The organism is Humisphaera borealis (assembly GCF_015169395.1).
GTDB lineage: Bacteria > Planctomycetota > Phycisphaerae > Tepidisphaerales > Tepidisphaeraceae > Humisphaera > Humisphaera borealis.
Window position 1 is genome coordinate 590389 of the sequence record NZ_CP063458.1, and the last position, 16510, is coordinate 606898.

Here is a 16510-nt window from a genome sequence, read left to right on the forward strand (position 1 = left end):
ATCCGCCCGCATGAACGTTCTCCCCCTGTTTACGCCGCCCGCCGATCCGGATGCCTGGCACCATGTCACCGCGCCGGGCGGGTATGAATGGTGGTACTTCGACGCGGAAGACGTCAGCGGGCGAATCCAGATCGTCGCGATCTTTCTCGAAGGGTTTGTTTTCCACCCCGGCTACCTTCGGCGGTACGCGAGCTTTCTGCGGCGGCCGACGCGGCGATCACCGCCGACGGCGGGGGATTTTCCCTGCGCGTACTTCGTCGTCTACGAAGACGGCAAGATCGCCGCCCAATTCATGTCGCAGGTCGCCCCGACCGACTTTGCCGCATCCGCCGAGCGAACCGACGTGCGCATCGGCCCGAACCACGTCGGCCGAGATCCTGACGGCACGCTGCGCCTGAAACTGCTGGGCACGCCCTGGAAGCTTACCTGGCAGGGCCCCAAGCTGCTGGGCGATCAGGTGCTGTCGGCGGAGTTGACGTTCCGCCCGCGTGTGCCCGGGCCGGCGATGGAACGGACGTTTCTTTCCCGAAAGCTCTCGGGAGCGGAACACCAGTGGGTGATCGCCGATCCGATGTGCCAGGTGAACGGAACGATCCGCTTCGGTCCGAAGGGCGGGGCGTCTGACGCGGTGCGCGAGATCGCGTTTGCAGGTCGCGGATACCACGATCACAACTACGGCACCGCACCGATCGGCCCGGGGCTGAAGCGATGGGTCTGGGGGCGGGCGATTGCCGACGACCAGATGTATACGTTTCATTTCGCGCGAGCCCGCAATGCCGAGCTTGCCGACGAGATACACCTCGTCCGCGCCGATGTCTCTGGCAGAACGGAACTGGCCGTCAGTCACGCGGCCGTCGATTGGAGTCGCCGCACCGCTGTCGGCCTGGCATACCCGCAGACGATTCACTTCCCGTCGTATCTGAAGCTCACCAGCCCCAGGGTGGTCGATTCGGCACCGTTCTACATGCGCCTTATCTACGAGGCCGAGCTGGAAGGGTCACGACAGACGACGGCATTCTGTGAAGTGGCGTATCCGCATCGGTTGCGCTGGCCTGTTCTCGGACGCATGATCGAGATGTCAATTCATAAGACCGGGTGAGGTTTGGCATCGCCTTGCGATCGCAACTTTGCCGAGTTTGCCCATTTCTCCCGCTTCATTTGACGCTGTTCCAGTCGAATCGTACTTCCATTCCTGTCCGGCTGACCTGCTGATCGCGACGAGCGAAACGCAGGGTACGGCCGGTCGATCGAGGGTCCCCGATAAGGGCTAAGCCATCGAAAGGTGGCGTTCGGGTGTGTTCGCACGCCCGGCCTGCGGGGTCGATCGCGTTTCGCGCGGTTCACTTGTGGACCGTTCGGGCCGCGTCTGACCTTGTGGTGCGCAAAGCGTCCGGTCCGAGCGGTGTCGCCAAAACGACACCGACGGAGCGAGGACGCCGCCGAAAGGATCGCTCGTGTCTGTTTGCCTGAGAGGCCGTTGAGCCTTTCGTGAAGGGCCTTGTCGCTCGCGTTGTGCGGGCTGTGAGGTCTGCAAGGGCATGCACGTCACGACCCGTTCTGTCGGTTCTCCTCGGTTCTGCGTCCAGTTCCGCCCGCACCGGTGTTACCGGCCGTTTGTTCGGCCGGCCGGAGTGTCGCGGACAGAGGCACGTCAAGTGGGCGACCGCTGTTGACGATGCTGGGACTGGCCAGTGCAGGTCTGAATCGGAAGGAGGTTGTCATCCCGCGGTGTGTCCGCCCGGCGGTGCGTTGATCCCAGGATCTTCGCCCGGCACGCGGTACGCCGAACCCCCTTTTCCGCGACTTCCACGGCTCGCATGTCGAACTGGTGGTGAGTCCGGGAGAACCGAAGGAAGTGGTCGGAGTCAGCTCGCCGTTGGCGTGCGCTTCCGACACCGAGTGTCGTGTTGTGTTTGTCGTTGTATCCGGCGACGCGATTCGTGATGGCCGGCCTTGTGCCGCCCCGCGCGTCCCCTTCACAGAAAGGTGTTCCCCATGTATCGCACGATTCGCAAGTCGCGTAGTGGTTTCACGCTCATCGAAATCCTGATCGTCGTCATCATCCTCGGCATTCTGGCCGCGATCGTCATCCCGCAGTTCAGCTCGGCGAGCAACGACGCCCGCAAGAGTAACGTGCAGACGACGGTACAAACGCTCCGCAGCCAGATCGCGCTGTACAAGTTGCAGCACCAGGATGCGTTGCCCGACCTGGTGACCAACTGGGATCAGCTGACGAAGAAGACGGACGCGACCGGTTCGACCACCCCGGCTGTCGGCGCCCAGACCTTTGGCCCTTACATGCAGGACACTCCGGTTAACTCGCTCAACAGCCTGAGCACTGTTGCCAACGGCGACGGCTCGGCCGCCGCGGCGACCTCGGTCGGTTTCGTCTACGACTATGCCGCTGCCGCCGGCACCGGCAAGATCTGGGGCACCGACATCGACGGCAAGACCCTCATCCCCTAATCGGATGAGTGCCTGAGCTCGGCGATTCAAACCTCAAACACCGGCAGGCGGAGTCGTCAAACGCCTGATCAACCCTCCAGCCCGGACGCCTTGCGATCTCGATCGCAGGGTGTCCGGGCGGAGTGCCGGAATGAATGCACCACCCATCGACGTGAACGGCCGGTTGAAGAGGAATCCGTTACCCGCCCCGCAACGCTGCTGCGGCCCCTGCAACGAGGTACCGTCATGACCCGCTCGCATCCCCGATCGTCTGTCGCGACGCGATCCGGCTTCACGCTGATCGAGATCCTGATCGTCGTGATCATCCTTGGGATTCTCGCGTCCATCGTGATGCCCCAGTTCTCCAACGCGTCGACGGCCGCCCGCGAGAGCACCCTCCGCGAAGACCTCCGCTATCTCCGAACCCAGATCGCGTCGTTCAAGTACCAGCACCGCGATGTGGTGCCGGGATATGCCGGCGGAGACCGGTCGGCGACCCCGGACGAAGCGACGTTCCTGGACCAGATGCTGCGGTTCTCCGACGAGTTCTGCACGACGGCCGCCAGCCCCTCGGTCACCGTGCGCTACGGCCCTTACCTGACGAAGATGCCGCCCAACCCGCTCAACGGGAAATCGGGAATTCTGGTTGTGACCGGCGCCTCGATGCCGGCCGCCGACAACAGCCAGCCGCACGGATGGATCTACAACCCCGAACTCGAAAAGCTCCAGGTGAACCTGGAAGGCTTCGACAGCGCCGGAACGCCCTTTGCCAACTATTGAACCTCCGAACGCCCGCGGCGCTGCCGTGGGCCTCACCGCGAAAGGTTGCCTCGTATGAAACCCACGACCACCCAGAAGTTGTTGACCGCAGTTGTCGTGCTCCAGGGCATGCTCCTGGCCGGGCAGTGGCTCGGCTCATCGCCGGCCATGGCGGCCAAGAGCGGCGAACTGAATCTTCCCGATCCGGGCGCACGCCAGCTTCAGATGATCGAAGAGCTGAAGGCGCTCAACGGCAAGGTCGACAAGCTCCACGCCGCCCTGACCAGCGGTCAGTTGCGCGTGAAGGTCGAGAAGGACGAGAAGTAAGAACTGCCGTGGCACGGGCCGTCTGGCCCGTGTCGCCTTGTCAACCTGGCGTGCCTGTGAGCGCTTCGCGTTGACAAGGGTCAGGCCATCCGGCCATAGGCCTCCTGTTGTTCTGGAGTTTCAAATGCCGGCCACCATATCCCGTTCGTCACGTCGCGGCTTCACGCTGATCGAGATACTCGGTGTCGTGGTGATCCTGGGGATCATCAGTGCGACGATCATCCCCCAGATCGCGACCCGCGACGACCAGCGTGCCGCTGCCGCCGCCCGAGTCGTCATGTCGGACCTTCTCTATGCGCAGAATCGGGCGGTGGCGCAGCAGAAAGTGCACTACGTCGTGTTCGACGTCGTCAACAAGAACTACAAGGTCCTCGACAAGTGGTCGCCGGCGACGGTGATCAAAAACCCCGTCGACGGCTCGACCTTCCAGGTTTATTTCGGCGACGCCAGTGCGGGAGGGCTCAAAGAGATGAGCCTGGTGTCGGCTGCATTCGATGGCAACTCGGCAATCGCGTTCGACGCGATGGGCATTCCGCAGTCCGTCAATGCCAGTACCGGTGCGCTGACCCCCATGACCGTGGGCAGGGTGGTCGTGGGCAGCGGGACGTATCAGCTCACCGTGACCGTATCGCCGTTCAGCGGCGAGCTGACGGTCCAGTAACCAGTCAACCAAGTCGCTGGCGAGGGAAAGTGCATCAGATTTCCCGCCGATGAGACTTTTGAATCGTACTCTGATGAAGTCCTCGCCCGTGCATAAGTGATTCGCCGTGAGCCAAGCCAGAGGCGCGACGGATCGAAGCGGGCAGGTGCATGAGAGGGAAGAAGCGTCGCTTTGTGTGTAAGCCGATCCGGTCTCGCCCGGGTCCTCTGGAAGCAGAGGGCACTGGTCGAAACCGGGCAGGCCGTAAGGGTCGGTCGAAAGGGCATCCCGCCCGGCCCCTGCGAGTCGTTTCGAGCGACGATGCCTGGTAAGTACCGTCGAGTCTTCACGCGGCATCCCCATTTCAAAGGCGAAACGCCTCGGGGTCGCGTTGTCAGGACCGTCGGATTGAAGGGAACTGTCATGCGCAAGTGGACCAAAGCCGCCGGGCTTCTTTTTTTGGCCGCGTCGGCCGTTTATTCCGAAGGGGTCCTTCGGGCAGCGCCGGGTAACGAGGCAAAGAACCCGACCAAGTCGAAGGGCCCGGTCGAGGTCAAGCCGCTGGAGGACGCTGCACCTGCATCGACCGATGTGTTTGCCGACCCCACCGGCACCCCGGCCGACAAGGCCGCTCCTTCCACTCAACCGACGGCGGCAGTCGCCGCGCCCAAGCCTGCCGGCGCCACCAGCGTCGCGGTGAAGGACATCGGCACCGTCGAGGTCCACGTGAATGACGCCAGCCTGGTCGAAGTGCTGAAGATGCTTTCGATCCAGAGCCAGAAGAACATCGTCGCGTCGAAGGACGTTCGCGGAACGATCACCGCCAACCTGTACGACGTGACCGTCAAGGAAGCGCTCGACGCGATCCTCAAGAGCAACGGCTACGACTACCGCGAGAAGGGCAACTTCATCTTCGTCTACACCCAGAAGGAACTGGAAGAGATGGAGAAGGCCGCCGCCGTGAAGAAGACGGAAATGTTCCGTCTCTACTACACGCCCGCCGCCAACGCCGCCAACATGATCAAGCCGGTCCTCTCGACCGAAGGCGCCGTGTCGTTCACCACGCCAGCCAAGACCGGAATTGAAGCCGGCGGCTCGGACGTCGGCGGCAACGACCACGCCACCGAAGACTTGCTGGTCGTCACAGACTTCCCCGAACGGCTGGACCAGGTCCGTGCCGTGCTGAAGGAAGTCGACCGCCGGCCGCAGCAGATCCTGGTCGAGGCCGTCATCCTTCGTGCAACCCTGCAGGAAAACAACGACCTCGGTATCGACTTCACGGTGCTCGGCGGTGTCGACTTCAACACCCTTGGCGGCATCGGTTCTGCCACGCCGTCGGGCTCGGGTGTCGACCAGCTCCTCAGCGGGCAGATCATGAACAACTCCGGTGCCGGTGGCATCACCGACGCGGGCGCGTTCGGCGGTCGGGCCGGTGGGTCGGGCCTGAAGCTCGGCTTCGTCAAAAACAACGTGGGCATGTTCCTGTCGGCCTTGGAAGGCGTCACCGACACTGTCGTGATGGCCAACCCCAAGGTGCTCGTGCTTAACAAGCAGAAGGGCGAAGTGCACGTCGGTAGCCAGCAGGGTTACCGCACCGCCGTCGCGACCGAAACACTGACCGCCGACGACGTGAAGTTCCTCGACACCGGTACCCGCCTGGCGTTCCGCCCGTATGTGGGCGACAGCGGATACGTCCGCATGGAAATCCACCCGGAAGATTCCAGCGGTTCGGTCAACGCCCAGGGCCTGCCGAACAAGTTCGTCACCCAGGTGACCAGCAACGTCATGGTGAAGGACGGCCACACGATCGTGATCGGCGGTCTGTTCCGTGAATCGACCGACCGCACCCGCAGCCAGGTGCCGGGCCTCGGCAGCCTGCCGGGCGTCGGGCCGGCCTTCCGCCGTCAGACCGACAACACCGTCCGCGAAGAAGTGATCATCCTGCTGACCCCGCACATTGTGAAGGACGAGAAGTCGTACACGAAGTACAGCGAGGATCAGCTGAAGGAATCAGAGCGTCTGCGCGTCGGTATGCGCAAGGGCCTGATGCCCTGGGGCCGCGAACGAATGGCCGAGGCCTGGTTCGAAAAGGCCCAGTCGGAGCTCCGCAAGGAGAACCCGGACCGCCAGAAGGCGCTCTGGTACCTGAACTCGGCGACCAACCTGAACCCGAAGTTCTCGGAAGCCGTCGACCTGAAGTCGAAGGTGTCGGGGATTGAAGCCTCGGCGAGCGACAACTCGAGCATCAAGCACTTTGTCGCGAAGATGGTGATGGACGAGAAGGGCAAGGAGTTCAAGTATCCGTCCGATACGCCGCCGATCGAAGTGCCTTCCGGCGAGCGGTCGGTGAAGGCCAAGAAGTCGGACTCGGAGCCGAAGGAAGTTTCTGCGCCTTCAAGCCAGCCGGCCCTGGCCGAAGCCCCGGCCACCAAGCCGGTTGAAGCTCCGGTTGCCGCGGGTCCGGCGTCGCAGCCGACCATCGCCGAGCGTAAGCCGGACGTTCCGACCGAGAGTGAACCTGAAGTGGCCAATAAACCCGAGCCGGTCGTTCCTGCGACCAAGCCCGTGGAGCCGGCGACGACGGTTACCGAGTTGCCGATCGAGACGGAACCGAAGTAATCCGGCCCCCCAATCGAGTCGATGAAACCGATGCCGGTCCTCGCGACGAGCGAAGACCGGCATCGGTTCTTTTGTGCTGCGCAGCTCCGGCCCCACAGGGCTGGAAGCTGGTGGCACCCAACAGAGGTCCGCATGTCGTTCCGTTGCATCGCCCAGGCCTTTCTTCCCATCGCGATATTCGTATCCGTCACCGGATGCGGATCGAGCGACAACAAGCCGTCGGAGAAGGAGGTCGCACAGAAGCGCTGGGCGGCCGCCCGGTCCGGCGTGATGGTGACGCTCGCCAAGGACCAGTATCGCAACGGCGACCTGGATCGCGCCCGCACGACGGTGGACGATGCCCTGCGCCTTTCACCGGAGAACCCGCAGGCGCGGCTCGTGTCGGCCAGGCTCTATATCGAGAAGAGCCAGCTCGAATCCGCTGAGCGCGAACTGATCGCCGCCCGCGCCATCACGCCGAACGACGGCGAAGCCTACTACCTCTCGGGCATCGTGATGCAGCGGTGGCAGAAGAACGACAAGGCGTTGGAGAATTACAAGATCGCCTGTGAGAAGTCGCCGGCCGAGCTGGCGTACGTGCTGGCGGTCGCCGAGTCGCTGGTGTCGCTCGATCGGGCTAATGAGGCGTTGGAGCTCCTGCAATCCAAGGCCGACTACTTCGAACACAGCGGAACGATCCGCGATGCGATCGGCCAGCTCTACATGCAGCAGGGCAAGTACGCCGAAGCGGCCCGTAACTTCCGCCAGGCGACCGTACTGGCCGAGGACGAGCCGGCGATCAAGGAGCGGCTCGCGATGGCGCTGTTCAAGGCCGGCCAGCACCGCGAAACGGCCGACGTGCTGTCCAAGCTCGTTGCCCTGGAAACATTCGCCAAGCGGGCAGACCTCTGGGCGATGCTCGGCGAATGCCAGGTCATCCTCGGCCGGGCCCGCGATGCCCGCTACAGCTACGAGTCGGCAAGCCGTCTCGACGAGTTCTCCCCATCCATCTGGCGTGGGCTTGGCAGGGCGGCTTTGGAAAGCGGCGACCTTCAACGTGCGGAACTGGCGTTCAAGAAGTCGCTCCGCTTCGACGACGAGCGCCCTGAAACGCACCTGCTCCTCGGATATCTCTTCACCCGCCAGAACAAATTCGACGAAGCCCTCCAGGCGTTCCTGGCCGCGTCAAAACTCGATCCGAAAGACACCGTCGCGCTCTGCATGGTGGGCTATGTCTACGAGAAGAGCGGCAAGCCCGAACTGGCGGCGAAGTATTACGCACGTGCCCTTCAGATTCGCCCGAGCGACGAAATGGCCCGCAAGCTGATGGCCGGCGTGGAATGAGCGGGAATCGGGCGAGTGGCGTGATGGCGACGTTTGCGATGTGACGGGAGCGTTGGATTCTCGGAGCGTATGGTGCGGCGAGCGAACGGAATGCACATCCTCAGCCTCCTGTTCGCGTGCCTGGGCGCGTCGGTCGCGGGGCGCGTGCTCGCGTTGGATGCGCCGGAATGGCTCGGTGCGTCGGGCGCGCTGCTGCTGGTCGCCGGAGGGTGTGCACTGATCGCGATGCAGATCAATCGCCGCCAGTGGGGCGAGTTCATGGCCCGCAAGCTCCGCATGGTGGGGCAATTGGAATCGCAGGTTCGCGAGTTGGAAGCAAGGCTCAAGGTAGCCGAGTTGCGATGCCAGTCCGAAGAAGAAACCCTTGCCGGCGTTGCGGCGGCCGTCAATCCGCTCCTGCAGGCAGCACAGGCGGCCGAGGCAGCATCCGTCCCGGCGACCCGGCCTGCCGACCCGGCCAAACCCTCGGAAGAACTCATTCGCCTGATTAGCCACGAAGCGCGCACGCCGCTGGCGACCATTCACGCGTACAGCGAACTTCTGCTGGACGGCGAGCCCCTCGACGAAGCAACCCGTCTCGATTTCTTCGGCATCATCCACACCGAGACCGAACGCCTCTCACTGGTGCTCGACAGCCTGCTGAATCTCGCCCGGATCGACAACGGCGCGATCTCCGTGCGGACCGAAGTCACATCGCTCGATTCGCTGGTCGCGCCGGTGGTGCATGGGGTGATCGCATTGGCTGATCTGCGAAAGGTGACGGTCGAACTGGACCTGGCATCGGCGTCCCAAGTTGTCGAGGCCGATCGCGAACTCCTCGCGCAGGCGATCCGCAACCTGCTCGCCCACGTCGTGAAGCACGCCGGCCCCGGGGATCGGGTATCCGTCCGAACCAGCACAAACACGACGGATCGCAACGTTCTGCTGGAGATTACCGGCGATCGCACCGGGATTCCCCCAAAGGACCTCCCTCATCCGCTCGATAGTTTTTACGGCGGCGGAAAGAAGCACGATCGCACCGTGCCTCCGGGTGCCGCCGGGCTGGCTCTGTCGCGACGCGTTATCGAAGCGATACACGGCGGCGAAACGATCGTCCGTGTGTCCGGATCGGCCTGCACGCTGGGCTTTGCACTGCCGGTATCGCAGGCCGTGACTTTGACGCCAGCCGGCTTGCCTCCCGCTGTCTCGTTGTCGCCTGTCGAGGTGAAAAATGATTGAAACCCCCAACACATCCGGTGCTTCCGATGGCGAGAAGACCATCCTGGTTGCCGACGACGAGACTCACATTCTCAACGTCGTGTCGCTGAAGCTGCGCGGCGCCGGTTATCGCGTGCTGACCGCCTGCGACGGCCAGGAAGCACTGGACATCGCCGTGCGCGAGCACCCCGATCTGCTCATCACCGACTACCACATGCCCATGCTGTCGGGCCTGGAGCTGTGCCGCCGCCTAAAGCAGGACCCGACGACGGCGGGCATCCCGGCGATCATGCTGACCGCCCGCGGCTACCACCTGGAAGAACTCGAAACCAAGCAAAGCGGCATTCGCTGCATGATGAGCAAGCCCTTCAGCCCCAGGCACCTGCTGCTGACCGTGGCTGATCTGTTCACCGGAAAGGCCGCCTGATTCTGTCGCTCTAGCAGTTGTTCTACCCATGGCTTTGAAGACGACTCCCAATCTCGCGACACTTTCGTCGGCTAAGACGGGCGGCCCCGTGTCGTTGATGCACGATGGCTCGTTCGACGCACTCGCCGAGCGGTTCCGCTCCGGCGGTTTGCTGATCGCGCTTGTGCAGGTCAGTGGAGCGGTCGTCGAGTTTGATGCCAGGTCCGCTCAGTTCTTCCAGCACTACGCACTTCCCGCCTTGCGGCAGCCTCATCTGCTCGGCAATCGTGCGTTGCCCGTGGCGATCCTTGCCGGGACTGATGCGGTCCTCGCGCCGGCCGCTCTCGGCCTCAGGCAGATCCCGGGGATTCACCTCGTCGCGATTCCACTGGCCGAGAAGAAGACCGTGACCGGCGTGCTGATCGTCGCCGCTCGTGCCGACGCATTCTCGCTGACCGAAGACGTGCTTCGCGTGTGCGGAAAACTCGGTGTTGATTCCGAAGGGCTCCCGGCACTCGCCGACGAACTCCCCGGCTATTCGATGAACGCCCTGAATGTGCAGGCCGGCCTGATCGCGGCGGCGATCAAGGATCAGTCGCGCATCAGCGGACTCGAGCGCGAGCTCGACAGCCTCAGCCAGCACCTGTCCGACACCTACGAGGAACTGGGCCTCATCTACCAGCTTTCCAGCGGCATGAAGGTCAATCGCCGCACCGGCGACTTCTTCAAGCAGGCGTGCCTCGACGTAATGCAGGTGATGAACGTGCGCGGGATGGGCGTGGCGCTCGACCTGCCCATGCAGGACTGCCCGGAGCCGGCCGTCTATGGCCGCCTGGCGCTGTCCCCGGCTGAAGTGGATCGCATTTCCAGCGAGCTGCTCGTCGTTCTGCGCCGCCGAAAGTGCCCGCTGATGATCGATCGCCTTGCGATCGATCCCGTCTTCGGCTGGCTCTCGGTGCACGCCCGGCAGTTGATCGCCGTTCCCGTTCAGCGACAGGACCAGGTGCTCGGCGTGCTGTTCGCGCTCGACAAGGAAGACGACGACTTCGGATCCGTCGACACCAAGCTGCTGACATCGATCGCCAACGAGTCCGGCATCTACCTCGAGAACGCCACGCTGTTCGACGACGTTCACGGCCTGATGATGGGTCTGCTGCACGCGCTGACCAGCGCCGTGGACGCCAAGGACGCCTACACCTGCGGCCACAGCGAGCGCGTCGCGCTGCTGAGCCGTTACCTCGCCCAGCAGATGAAGCTGCGGGACACCGAGGTCGAACAGATCTACATGGCCGGCCTGCTGCACGACGTCGGCAAAATCGGCGTACCCGAGGCGGTGCTTCAGAAGCCCGGCCGGCTGACCCCCGAAGAGTTCGAGCAGATCAAGAAGCACCCGGAGATCGGGGCACGCATCCTGTCGGATGTGAAACAGCTCAAGCCGATTCTGCCCGGCGTACTGCATCATCACGAGCGGTATGACGGCAAAGGCTATCCCTACGGCCTGGCGGGCGAGAAGATTCCGATCATGGGGCGGATCATCTGCATGTCCGACTGTTTCGACGCCATGACCAGCAGCCGCACGTACCGCAAAGCCCTGCCGATCGAAGTGGCGATGTGCGAGATTCGCCGTTGCAGCGGCACGCAGTTCGACCCGTTCCTGGCCGAGGCATTCCTGCGGACGACGCCCGACGCGTTGCGTGAGTTGCTTCGCGACCACAAGGAGCGGAGCAAGCAACTCATCGACAAGCAGGAACCCGCCAAAAGCCGCGTCGCCGCCTGAACGGGCCACGCCGATTCAGATTCATCACGTCATCTTGGGATGTCGGACCTTTTGTCCGTCAAGTCACACCCCCGGCCGGGCCGCCTCCGGTGCAACGTCACCCGTATTGCAATGTAATCGGGGTAAGCAACCCTACGCATCGTCCCTGTGTGGGACGTTGCAGAAGGGGTTCTTGTTTCGCCCGTGTAAGAGGGGTGCCTTCGATGACGCGCCGCCACAAGCCCGCCACGGCCTCCGGGGCCACACGCTCTACCAGCCCCGGTACCGTTGTTCGTCGGGTCGAACAGCTCGAGTCGCGGCTGCTGATGGCGACGTCCGGTCCGGCGCCGATTCTGTTGTATGAAGACTTCGAGACGCCGGCATTCGACCTCTGGACGGTCGATCAGGGGCCGGACCGGATCACCACAGCCAATGCGACAGAGGTAACCCCACGGGCCGGAAGTTCCGTCGGCAAGTTTGTTCTGCCGGCCGGTCAGCAGAGGTCCGAGCTCTATCTGCTTCCACCGGAGCCCGCGCATGCCGAACGGTGGTACGGCTTTTCCATCTTCGTTCCGGCCGACTACGCGGACGACCCCTGGCGCGACATCGTCGCCCAGTGGCACGAGACGCCTGACTGGGCCCTCGGCGAAAGCTGGCGCGTACCGCCGCTGACACTGGCGATCGTTAACGGCACCTGGCAGGTGGATACGCGATGGGACAAGCGGGCCGTTAATCCGGTGGGGGAATCGTGGAACCCGCCGGCGCCCAACGGCGGCCGCGCCGAGTTTTACTACCCGCTGACCAAAGGCGTCTGGACAGACTGGGTGTTCCACGTGAAGTGGTCCTACGAAAGTGACGGCGACCTGGAGGTCTGGAAGAACGGCACACAGCTCATCGATCGTGCCGGCCCGAACACGTTCAACGACTTCTACGGAAACTACATCAAGATCGGGGTGTATCACCCGGACTACCAGCTGGACACGCATCCGGTAACGCCGGTGAAGGTCGTCTACCACGACGAACTGCGGATCGCCGGGGAGGGAGGATCGCTGGCCATGGTCTCGCCGGGACCGGTGCCACCAGTCCCGCCACCACCACCACCACCACCACCACCACCACCGCCCCCTCCGACCGCCGTCGCGGTAAAGGTCAACTTTCAGCCGGCCGAGGCGTCCCCGGTTGCCGGCTACTTCGTCGATTCCGGCAAGACCTATTCGGCGCAGTTCGGCCGGATGTACGGCTGGGCGGCGTCTCACACAGATGCCGTATTCGACCGGGGCATCAACGCTGAACAGTTGCTCGACACCGTCGTGAGTGTGAAAGCCGGCGGCCGGTGGGACCTGGCGGTTCCGAACGGCACCTACACGGTGAAAGTCGCCGTCGGCGACCCCGCTGTCGCGACGAAGAACAACATCTGGGTGGAGGGCAACTGGGCCCTTCGGTACCAGTCGCAGCCGGCCAACGTCTTTGCGACGGTCACGACAACCTCAGTCGTAACGGACGGGAGACTGACACTCGAGGTCGGCGGGGCGGCGACCGGCACGACACGCATCAATTACATTGAAGTCACGCCGGCCAACCCGGTACCGCCACCGCCACCACCTCCACCACCGGGCGGATCGTTCACCCCGGCGAAGATCAACTTTCAACCGGCCACGTCGGCGGTGGTCGCGGGATACATCATCGATTCGGGCAAGACGTACACCGCCCAGAACGGCAGAACCTACGGCTGGAGCACCGCCCATGCCGACGCCGTCGTCGATCGCGGCATCAATGCCAGCCAACTGCTCGATACCAATGTGGCGGTCAAGGCGGGTGCCCGCTGGGAACTGGCGGTCCCCAACGGGACGTACGTCGTCAAGTTGTCTGTCGGCGACGCCGCAGCGGCATCGAAAAACAATCTCTGGGTCGAGGGCGTGCAACTGTTCAACTACCAGTCGCTGGCGGCGAACGTCTTCAGCAGCCGGTCGGTGACCGTCAAAGTGACCGACGGTCGCCTGACGCTTGGCATCGGCTCGGCCCCGACCGGCACAACAAGGCTCGACTACCTCGAAGTGTCGGCGGCGACGCCATGACTGCGGCAGCAGCACCGCAGACACCTGTCGAACCGCCTCTCGCGACGCGCTGGCTGTTCTATTGGGCGGTACGCGGCGTAGAATCTTGTCCGCATGAGTGACTCTTCCCCACGGCCGCGCATCATTTCCCCCGATACCCTTCGCGCTGGCGGCGACCGCCAAGCGCGAACGCCGCCGGCGCAGGTGTTGTCGGTCAAGTGGCCGGTGCTGCACTACGGCAACGTGCCAGAGGTCAATCCGCACGCCGAGAACTGGCGGCTGCGGATCTTCGGCGCGTGCGATGCGCCGTACGAGCTGAAGTACGATGAGATCCGCGCCATGCCGCCGGTCGATGTCGTCTGCGACATGCACTGCGTGACCCACTGGAGCCGGCTCGACAACGTCTTCACCGGCGTGCCCACGAAACTGCTGATCGATCGCGCCAAGCCGCGCCCCGAAGCGCGATTTGTCATGTGTCACGGCGAGAACGGCTTCACGACCAACCTGCCCCTGGAAGCCTTCACCGGCGATGACTGCATCCTCGCCTGGGCCTGGGACGGCAAAGACCTCACCCCCGACCACGGCTGGCCGCTCCGCGGCATCGTGCCACGGCTGTACCTGTGGAAGAGCGCCAAGTGGATTCGCGGCATCGAGCTCCGCAAGACCGATGCGCCGGGTTTCTGGGAGCAGAACGGATATCACATGAACGGCGACCCCTGGAAGGAAGAGCGATACGGCTGGTAGGGTCCGCCTTGGCGGACGCGACGGCCATCGGGTAGGCGCTCCGTAGGCTACTTCGGAGGGACAACCGGGAAGCCGGCACCAGGGGCACGCTTGCGTGAAAGGCTAGCAATCAGCAGCAAGATGAAAATGCCGAGCAGAAAGAGTGGGCATCCGATGATCAGTGCGTAGACGGGGTATACACCGTCTGCATCGTTGAAACGACGTAGGCCACTCTGTGTGAAACATCCCCAAATGCCGAAGGCGCTGAGGCAAACCGCGACACCAATCAAGACTCCCGTAAGCAGCTTCATACTTCCGCCTATCTATCTCTTCATGATATACGGCGAAACGCGTCCGCCAAGGCGGACCCTACGATTCGCGATTCCGGCGTTCTTCCGTAGAATCCGGCCCCGCATGGATGCTGTTGCGTCGTCGAATCCCCAATCGCCGCCCGCCAACCCCGTCTGGCGTCTGCGCTGGCTGACGCCTGCCGTCTGCCGTGTTCTGCTGCTGTTGCTCCTGGCGTTCGGATTCTTCGGCCATCTTCACTACCTGCACAACGACTGCCCGATCGACCTGGCCGGCGACGAGGCGCAATACTGGGAATGGTCTCGGAATCTCGATCTGAGCTACTACAGCAAGGGGCCGCTGGTCGCGTACATCATCGCCGGCAGCACGGCGATCTTCGGCGACAACATGCCCGCCGTCCGGTATCCGGCCCTGGTGCTGGGGGCGATGACTTCGCTGGTCACCTACCTACTGACGCGTAAGCTGTTTCGGTCCGACAAGCTCGCGCTGGGCGTGGTTGCGCTCTACCACTTTGTTCCCCTGTTCGTCGCCGGCAGCATGCTGATGACGATCGACCCGCCGTTCTACTTCTGCTGGGCGCTGGCGACGTACCTGCTGGCAATCGCGATGTTCGACGGCAAGCGATGGCCGTGGCCGGTAATCGGCATCGTCGCCGGCATCGGCTTCCTCGCGAAGTACGCGATGTTCCTCTGGTTCATCCCGATGCTGCTGGCGCTGGCGGTCGATGCGCCCAGCCGCCGCTGGCTGCGAAGCCGCTGGCCGTGGGTCGCGGTCGGCATCGCGTGCCTGTTCACAACACAGGTCATCGTCTGGAATACCCGCCACGACTGGGTGTCGTTCCAGCATGTGACGACGCAGACCGGCGCGACCGGTGGCAAGTTTTCCTTCGGTAACGTGCTGGAATTCGTCGGCGGGCAGATCGGCATCCTCGGGCCCGGCATTGCGCTGTTCATGCTCGCCGGTGTGCTGCACACGGTTCGCCGAAAGGGTGGCCAGGGAACCACGGGCAGCGGAGTACCGCAGCCCATGGCACCCGATCACGTTGGCGTGCCCGTTACACGCCAACTCCGCTTCCTCGCCGTCTTCGGCGTCACGTTCCTGGCATTCACATTCTTCACCGCGCTTCGCGCCAAGGTCCAGATGAACTGGCCCGCACCGGCCTACTTCACGCTGATGATCCTGGCGGGCTATTTCCTTTCGACTCGGCTCGTATCGCTCGCCGCATGGCGCGGCTGGCGGGCCTGGTTCTGGTTCACGATCATCTTCGGCCTGATCGTGCTCCCGGTCTCGCATCACGCCGAACTGCTGTACCCGTCGATCCGCTGGGCCAACCAGAACATCATCCCTTTGAAGGAACCGTGGACCCAGCAGGGGGGCTGGCGGGCGATGGTGGCCAAGGCGATCCCCGGCGAGCCGGTCGATGCGCAGCGGGTGGACTTCACTTACAAGCTCAAAGGGTGGAAAGAGGCCTGCCAGACCCTGTCGAAGGAACTGAAGGACATCGGCCCCGGTTCGTTCATGCTCTGCCACGACTACCAGCAGGCGGCGGCGGTTGCGTTCTACCTGGACGGCCAGCCTCCGACCTACGCCGCATCGAGTTACTATCATGAAGACCCGGGCCGCATGACGCAGTACGACGTCTGGCCGGACCGCAACCTCGGCCCCGATTCGCCGCTGGTCGGAAAGAACGCGATCTTCCTTGGCCGGCACGAGATGCCCTTTCCTGATCTGCTCAACGCGTTCGAGCGCGTGGAAGGGGTGACTTCAACGCGAATGAAGCAGGTCGACGGCAAGTGGATCGAGATACCGATCCAGCGAGCCCTGAAAGTAGAGATCGTGACGGACGGTTTGGACGTGCGGTCGTTCCGGTATTTCAAGTGTTACGGGTTTAAAGGGATGACGCGCCCGGCCCCGGAGAAAGTCTCGCACTGAATTCTTTTAGCGCCATCCCC

13 protein-coding genes are annotated in these 16510 nt (G+C 63.5%); all 13 read left to right on the forward strand.

The features are described from left to right. The first annotated feature begins 10 nt into the window (after positions 1-10). The 13 genes from IPV69_RS02325 (at position 11) to IPV69_RS02385 (ending at position 16490) form a co-directional block, all read left to right on the forward strand. Positions 11-1099 (forward strand): hypothetical protein, encoded by a 1089-nt coding sequence (locus tag IPV69_RS02325; RefSeq protein WP_206293304.1) that lies wholly within the window; start codon positions 11-13, stop codon positions 1097-1099. Between the two features lie 896 nt (positions 1100-1995). Continuing rightward, positions 1996-2466: a prepilin-type N-terminal cleavage/methylation domain-containing protein gene (locus IPV69_RS27675; RefSeq protein WP_206293305.1), complete on the forward strand. Its 471-nt coding sequence runs from the start codon at positions 1996-1998 to the stop codon at positions 2464-2466. A 225-nt stretch (positions 2467-2691) separates the two neighbouring features. Beyond that, the gene (locus IPV69_RS02335; protein WP_206293306.1) at positions 2692-3225 is read left to right on the forward strand and encodes a prepilin-type N-terminal cleavage/methylation domain-containing protein; all 534 of its coding nucleotides are present in this window, start codon (positions 2692-2694) and stop codon (positions 3223-3225) included. A gap of 54 nt (positions 3226-3279) precedes the next feature. Continuing rightward, positions 3280-3531, forward strand: coding sequence for a hypothetical protein (locus IPV69_RS02340; RefSeq protein ID WP_206293307.1), 252 nt, complete (start codon positions 3280-3282; stop codon positions 3529-3531). A gap of 124 nt (positions 3532-3655) precedes the next feature. Further along, positions 3656-4192: a type II secretion system protein gene (locus tag IPV69_RS27680; RefSeq protein WP_206293308.1), complete on the forward strand. Its 537-nt coding sequence runs from the start codon at positions 3656-3658 to the stop codon at positions 4190-4192. 402 nt (positions 4193-4594) lie between these two features. Further along, the gene (locus tag IPV69_RS02350) at positions 4595-6790 is read left to right on the forward strand and encodes a secretin and TonB N-terminal domain-containing protein (protein WP_206293309.1); all 2196 of its coding nucleotides are present in this window, start codon (positions 4595-4597) and stop codon (positions 6788-6790) included. Positions 6791-6922: 132 nt separating this feature from the next. After that, positions 6923-8113 (forward strand): tetratricopeptide repeat protein, encoded by a 1191-nt coding sequence (locus tag IPV69_RS02355; protein ID WP_206293310.1) that lies wholly within the window; start codon positions 6923-6925, stop codon positions 8111-8113. Between the two features lie 90 nt (positions 8114-8203). After that, on the forward strand, positions 8204-9331 hold the full coding sequence (locus IPV69_RS02360; RefSeq protein WP_206293311.1) for a sensor histidine kinase: 1128 nt from the start codon (positions 8204-8206) through the stop codon (positions 9329-9331). Further along, complete coding sequence (locus IPV69_RS02365; RefSeq protein ID WP_206293312.1) at positions 9324-9737, forward strand: response regulator; 414 nt, start codon at positions 9324-9326, stop codon at positions 9735-9737. Before IPV69_RS02360 ends, IPV69_RS02365 begins: the two co-directional genes overlap by 8 nt. A 28-nt stretch (positions 9738-9765) precedes the next feature. Further along, entirely contained in the window at positions 9766-11493 is a 1728-nt protein-coding gene (locus IPV69_RS02370; RefSeq protein ID WP_206293313.1) for an HD domain-containing phosphohydrolase, read from the forward strand. A 203-nt stretch (positions 11494-11696) separates the two neighbouring features. After that, positions 11697-13547 (forward strand): polysaccharide lyase, encoded by a 1851-nt coding sequence (locus IPV69_RS02375; protein WP_206293314.1) that lies wholly within the window; start codon positions 11697-11699, stop codon positions 13545-13547. Positions 13548-13640: 93 nt separating this feature from the next. Continuing rightward, entirely contained in the window at positions 13641-14270 is a 630-nt protein-coding gene (locus tag IPV69_RS02380) for a sulfite oxidase-like oxidoreductase (RefSeq protein ID WP_206293315.1), read from the forward strand. 393 nt (positions 14271-14663) lie between these two features. After that, the gene (locus IPV69_RS02385; RefSeq protein ID WP_206293316.1) at positions 14664-16490 is read left to right on the forward strand and encodes a glycosyltransferase family 39 protein; all 1827 of its coding nucleotides are present in this window, start codon (positions 14664-14666) and stop codon (positions 16488-16490) included. Positions 16491-16510: the final 20 nt, after the last annotated feature.

What these genes read in the sequence shown, in the direction of transcription:
- IPV69_RS02325 (WP_206293304.1), top strand. Translation starts at nt 11, where the DNA reads ATGAACGTTCTCCCCCTGTTTACGCCGCCCGCCGATCCGGATGCCTGG.
- IPV69_RS27675 (WP_206293305.1), top strand. Translation starts at nt 1,996, where the DNA reads ATGTATCGCACGATTCGCAAGTCGCGTAGTGGTTTCACGCTCATCGAA.
- IPV69_RS02335 (WP_206293306.1), top strand. Translation starts at nt 2,692, where the DNA reads ATGACCCGCTCGCATCCCCGATCGTCTGTCGCGACGCGATCCGGCTTC.
- IPV69_RS02340 (WP_206293307.1), top strand. Translation starts at nt 3,280, where the DNA reads ATGAAACCCACGACCACCCAGAAGTTGTTGACCGCAGTTGTCGTGCTC.
- IPV69_RS27680 (WP_206293308.1), top strand. Translation starts at nt 3,656, where the DNA reads ATGCCGGCCACCATATCCCGTTCGTCACGTCGCGGCTTCACGCTGATC.
- IPV69_RS02350 (WP_206293309.1), top strand. Translation starts at nt 4,595, where the DNA reads ATGCGCAAGTGGACCAAAGCCGCCGGGCTTCTTTTTTTGGCCGCGTCG.
- IPV69_RS02355 (WP_206293310.1), top strand. Translation starts at nt 6,923, where the DNA reads ATGTCGTTCCGTTGCATCGCCCAGGCCTTTCTTCCCATCGCGATATTC.
- IPV69_RS02360 (WP_206293311.1), top strand. Translation starts at nt 8,204, where the DNA reads ATGCACATCCTCAGCCTCCTGTTCGCGTGCCTGGGCGCGTCGGTCGCG.
- IPV69_RS02365 (WP_206293312.1), top strand. Translation starts at nt 9,324, where the DNA reads ATGATTGAAACCCCCAACACATCCGGTGCTTCCGATGGCGAGAAGACC.
- IPV69_RS02370 (WP_206293313.1), top strand. Translation starts at nt 9,766, where the DNA reads ATGGCTTTGAAGACGACTCCCAATCTCGCGACACTTTCGTCGGCTAAG.
- IPV69_RS02375 (WP_206293314.1), top strand. Translation starts at nt 11,697, where the DNA reads ATGACGCGCCGCCACAAGCCCGCCACGGCCTCCGGGGCCACACGCTCT.
- IPV69_RS02380 (WP_206293315.1), top strand. Translation starts at nt 13,641, where the DNA reads ATGAGTGACTCTTCCCCACGGCCGCGCATCATTTCCCCCGATACCCTT.
- IPV69_RS02385 (WP_206293316.1), top strand. Translation starts at nt 14,664, where the DNA reads ATGGATGCTGTTGCGTCGTCGAATCCCCAATCGCCGCCCGCCAACCCC.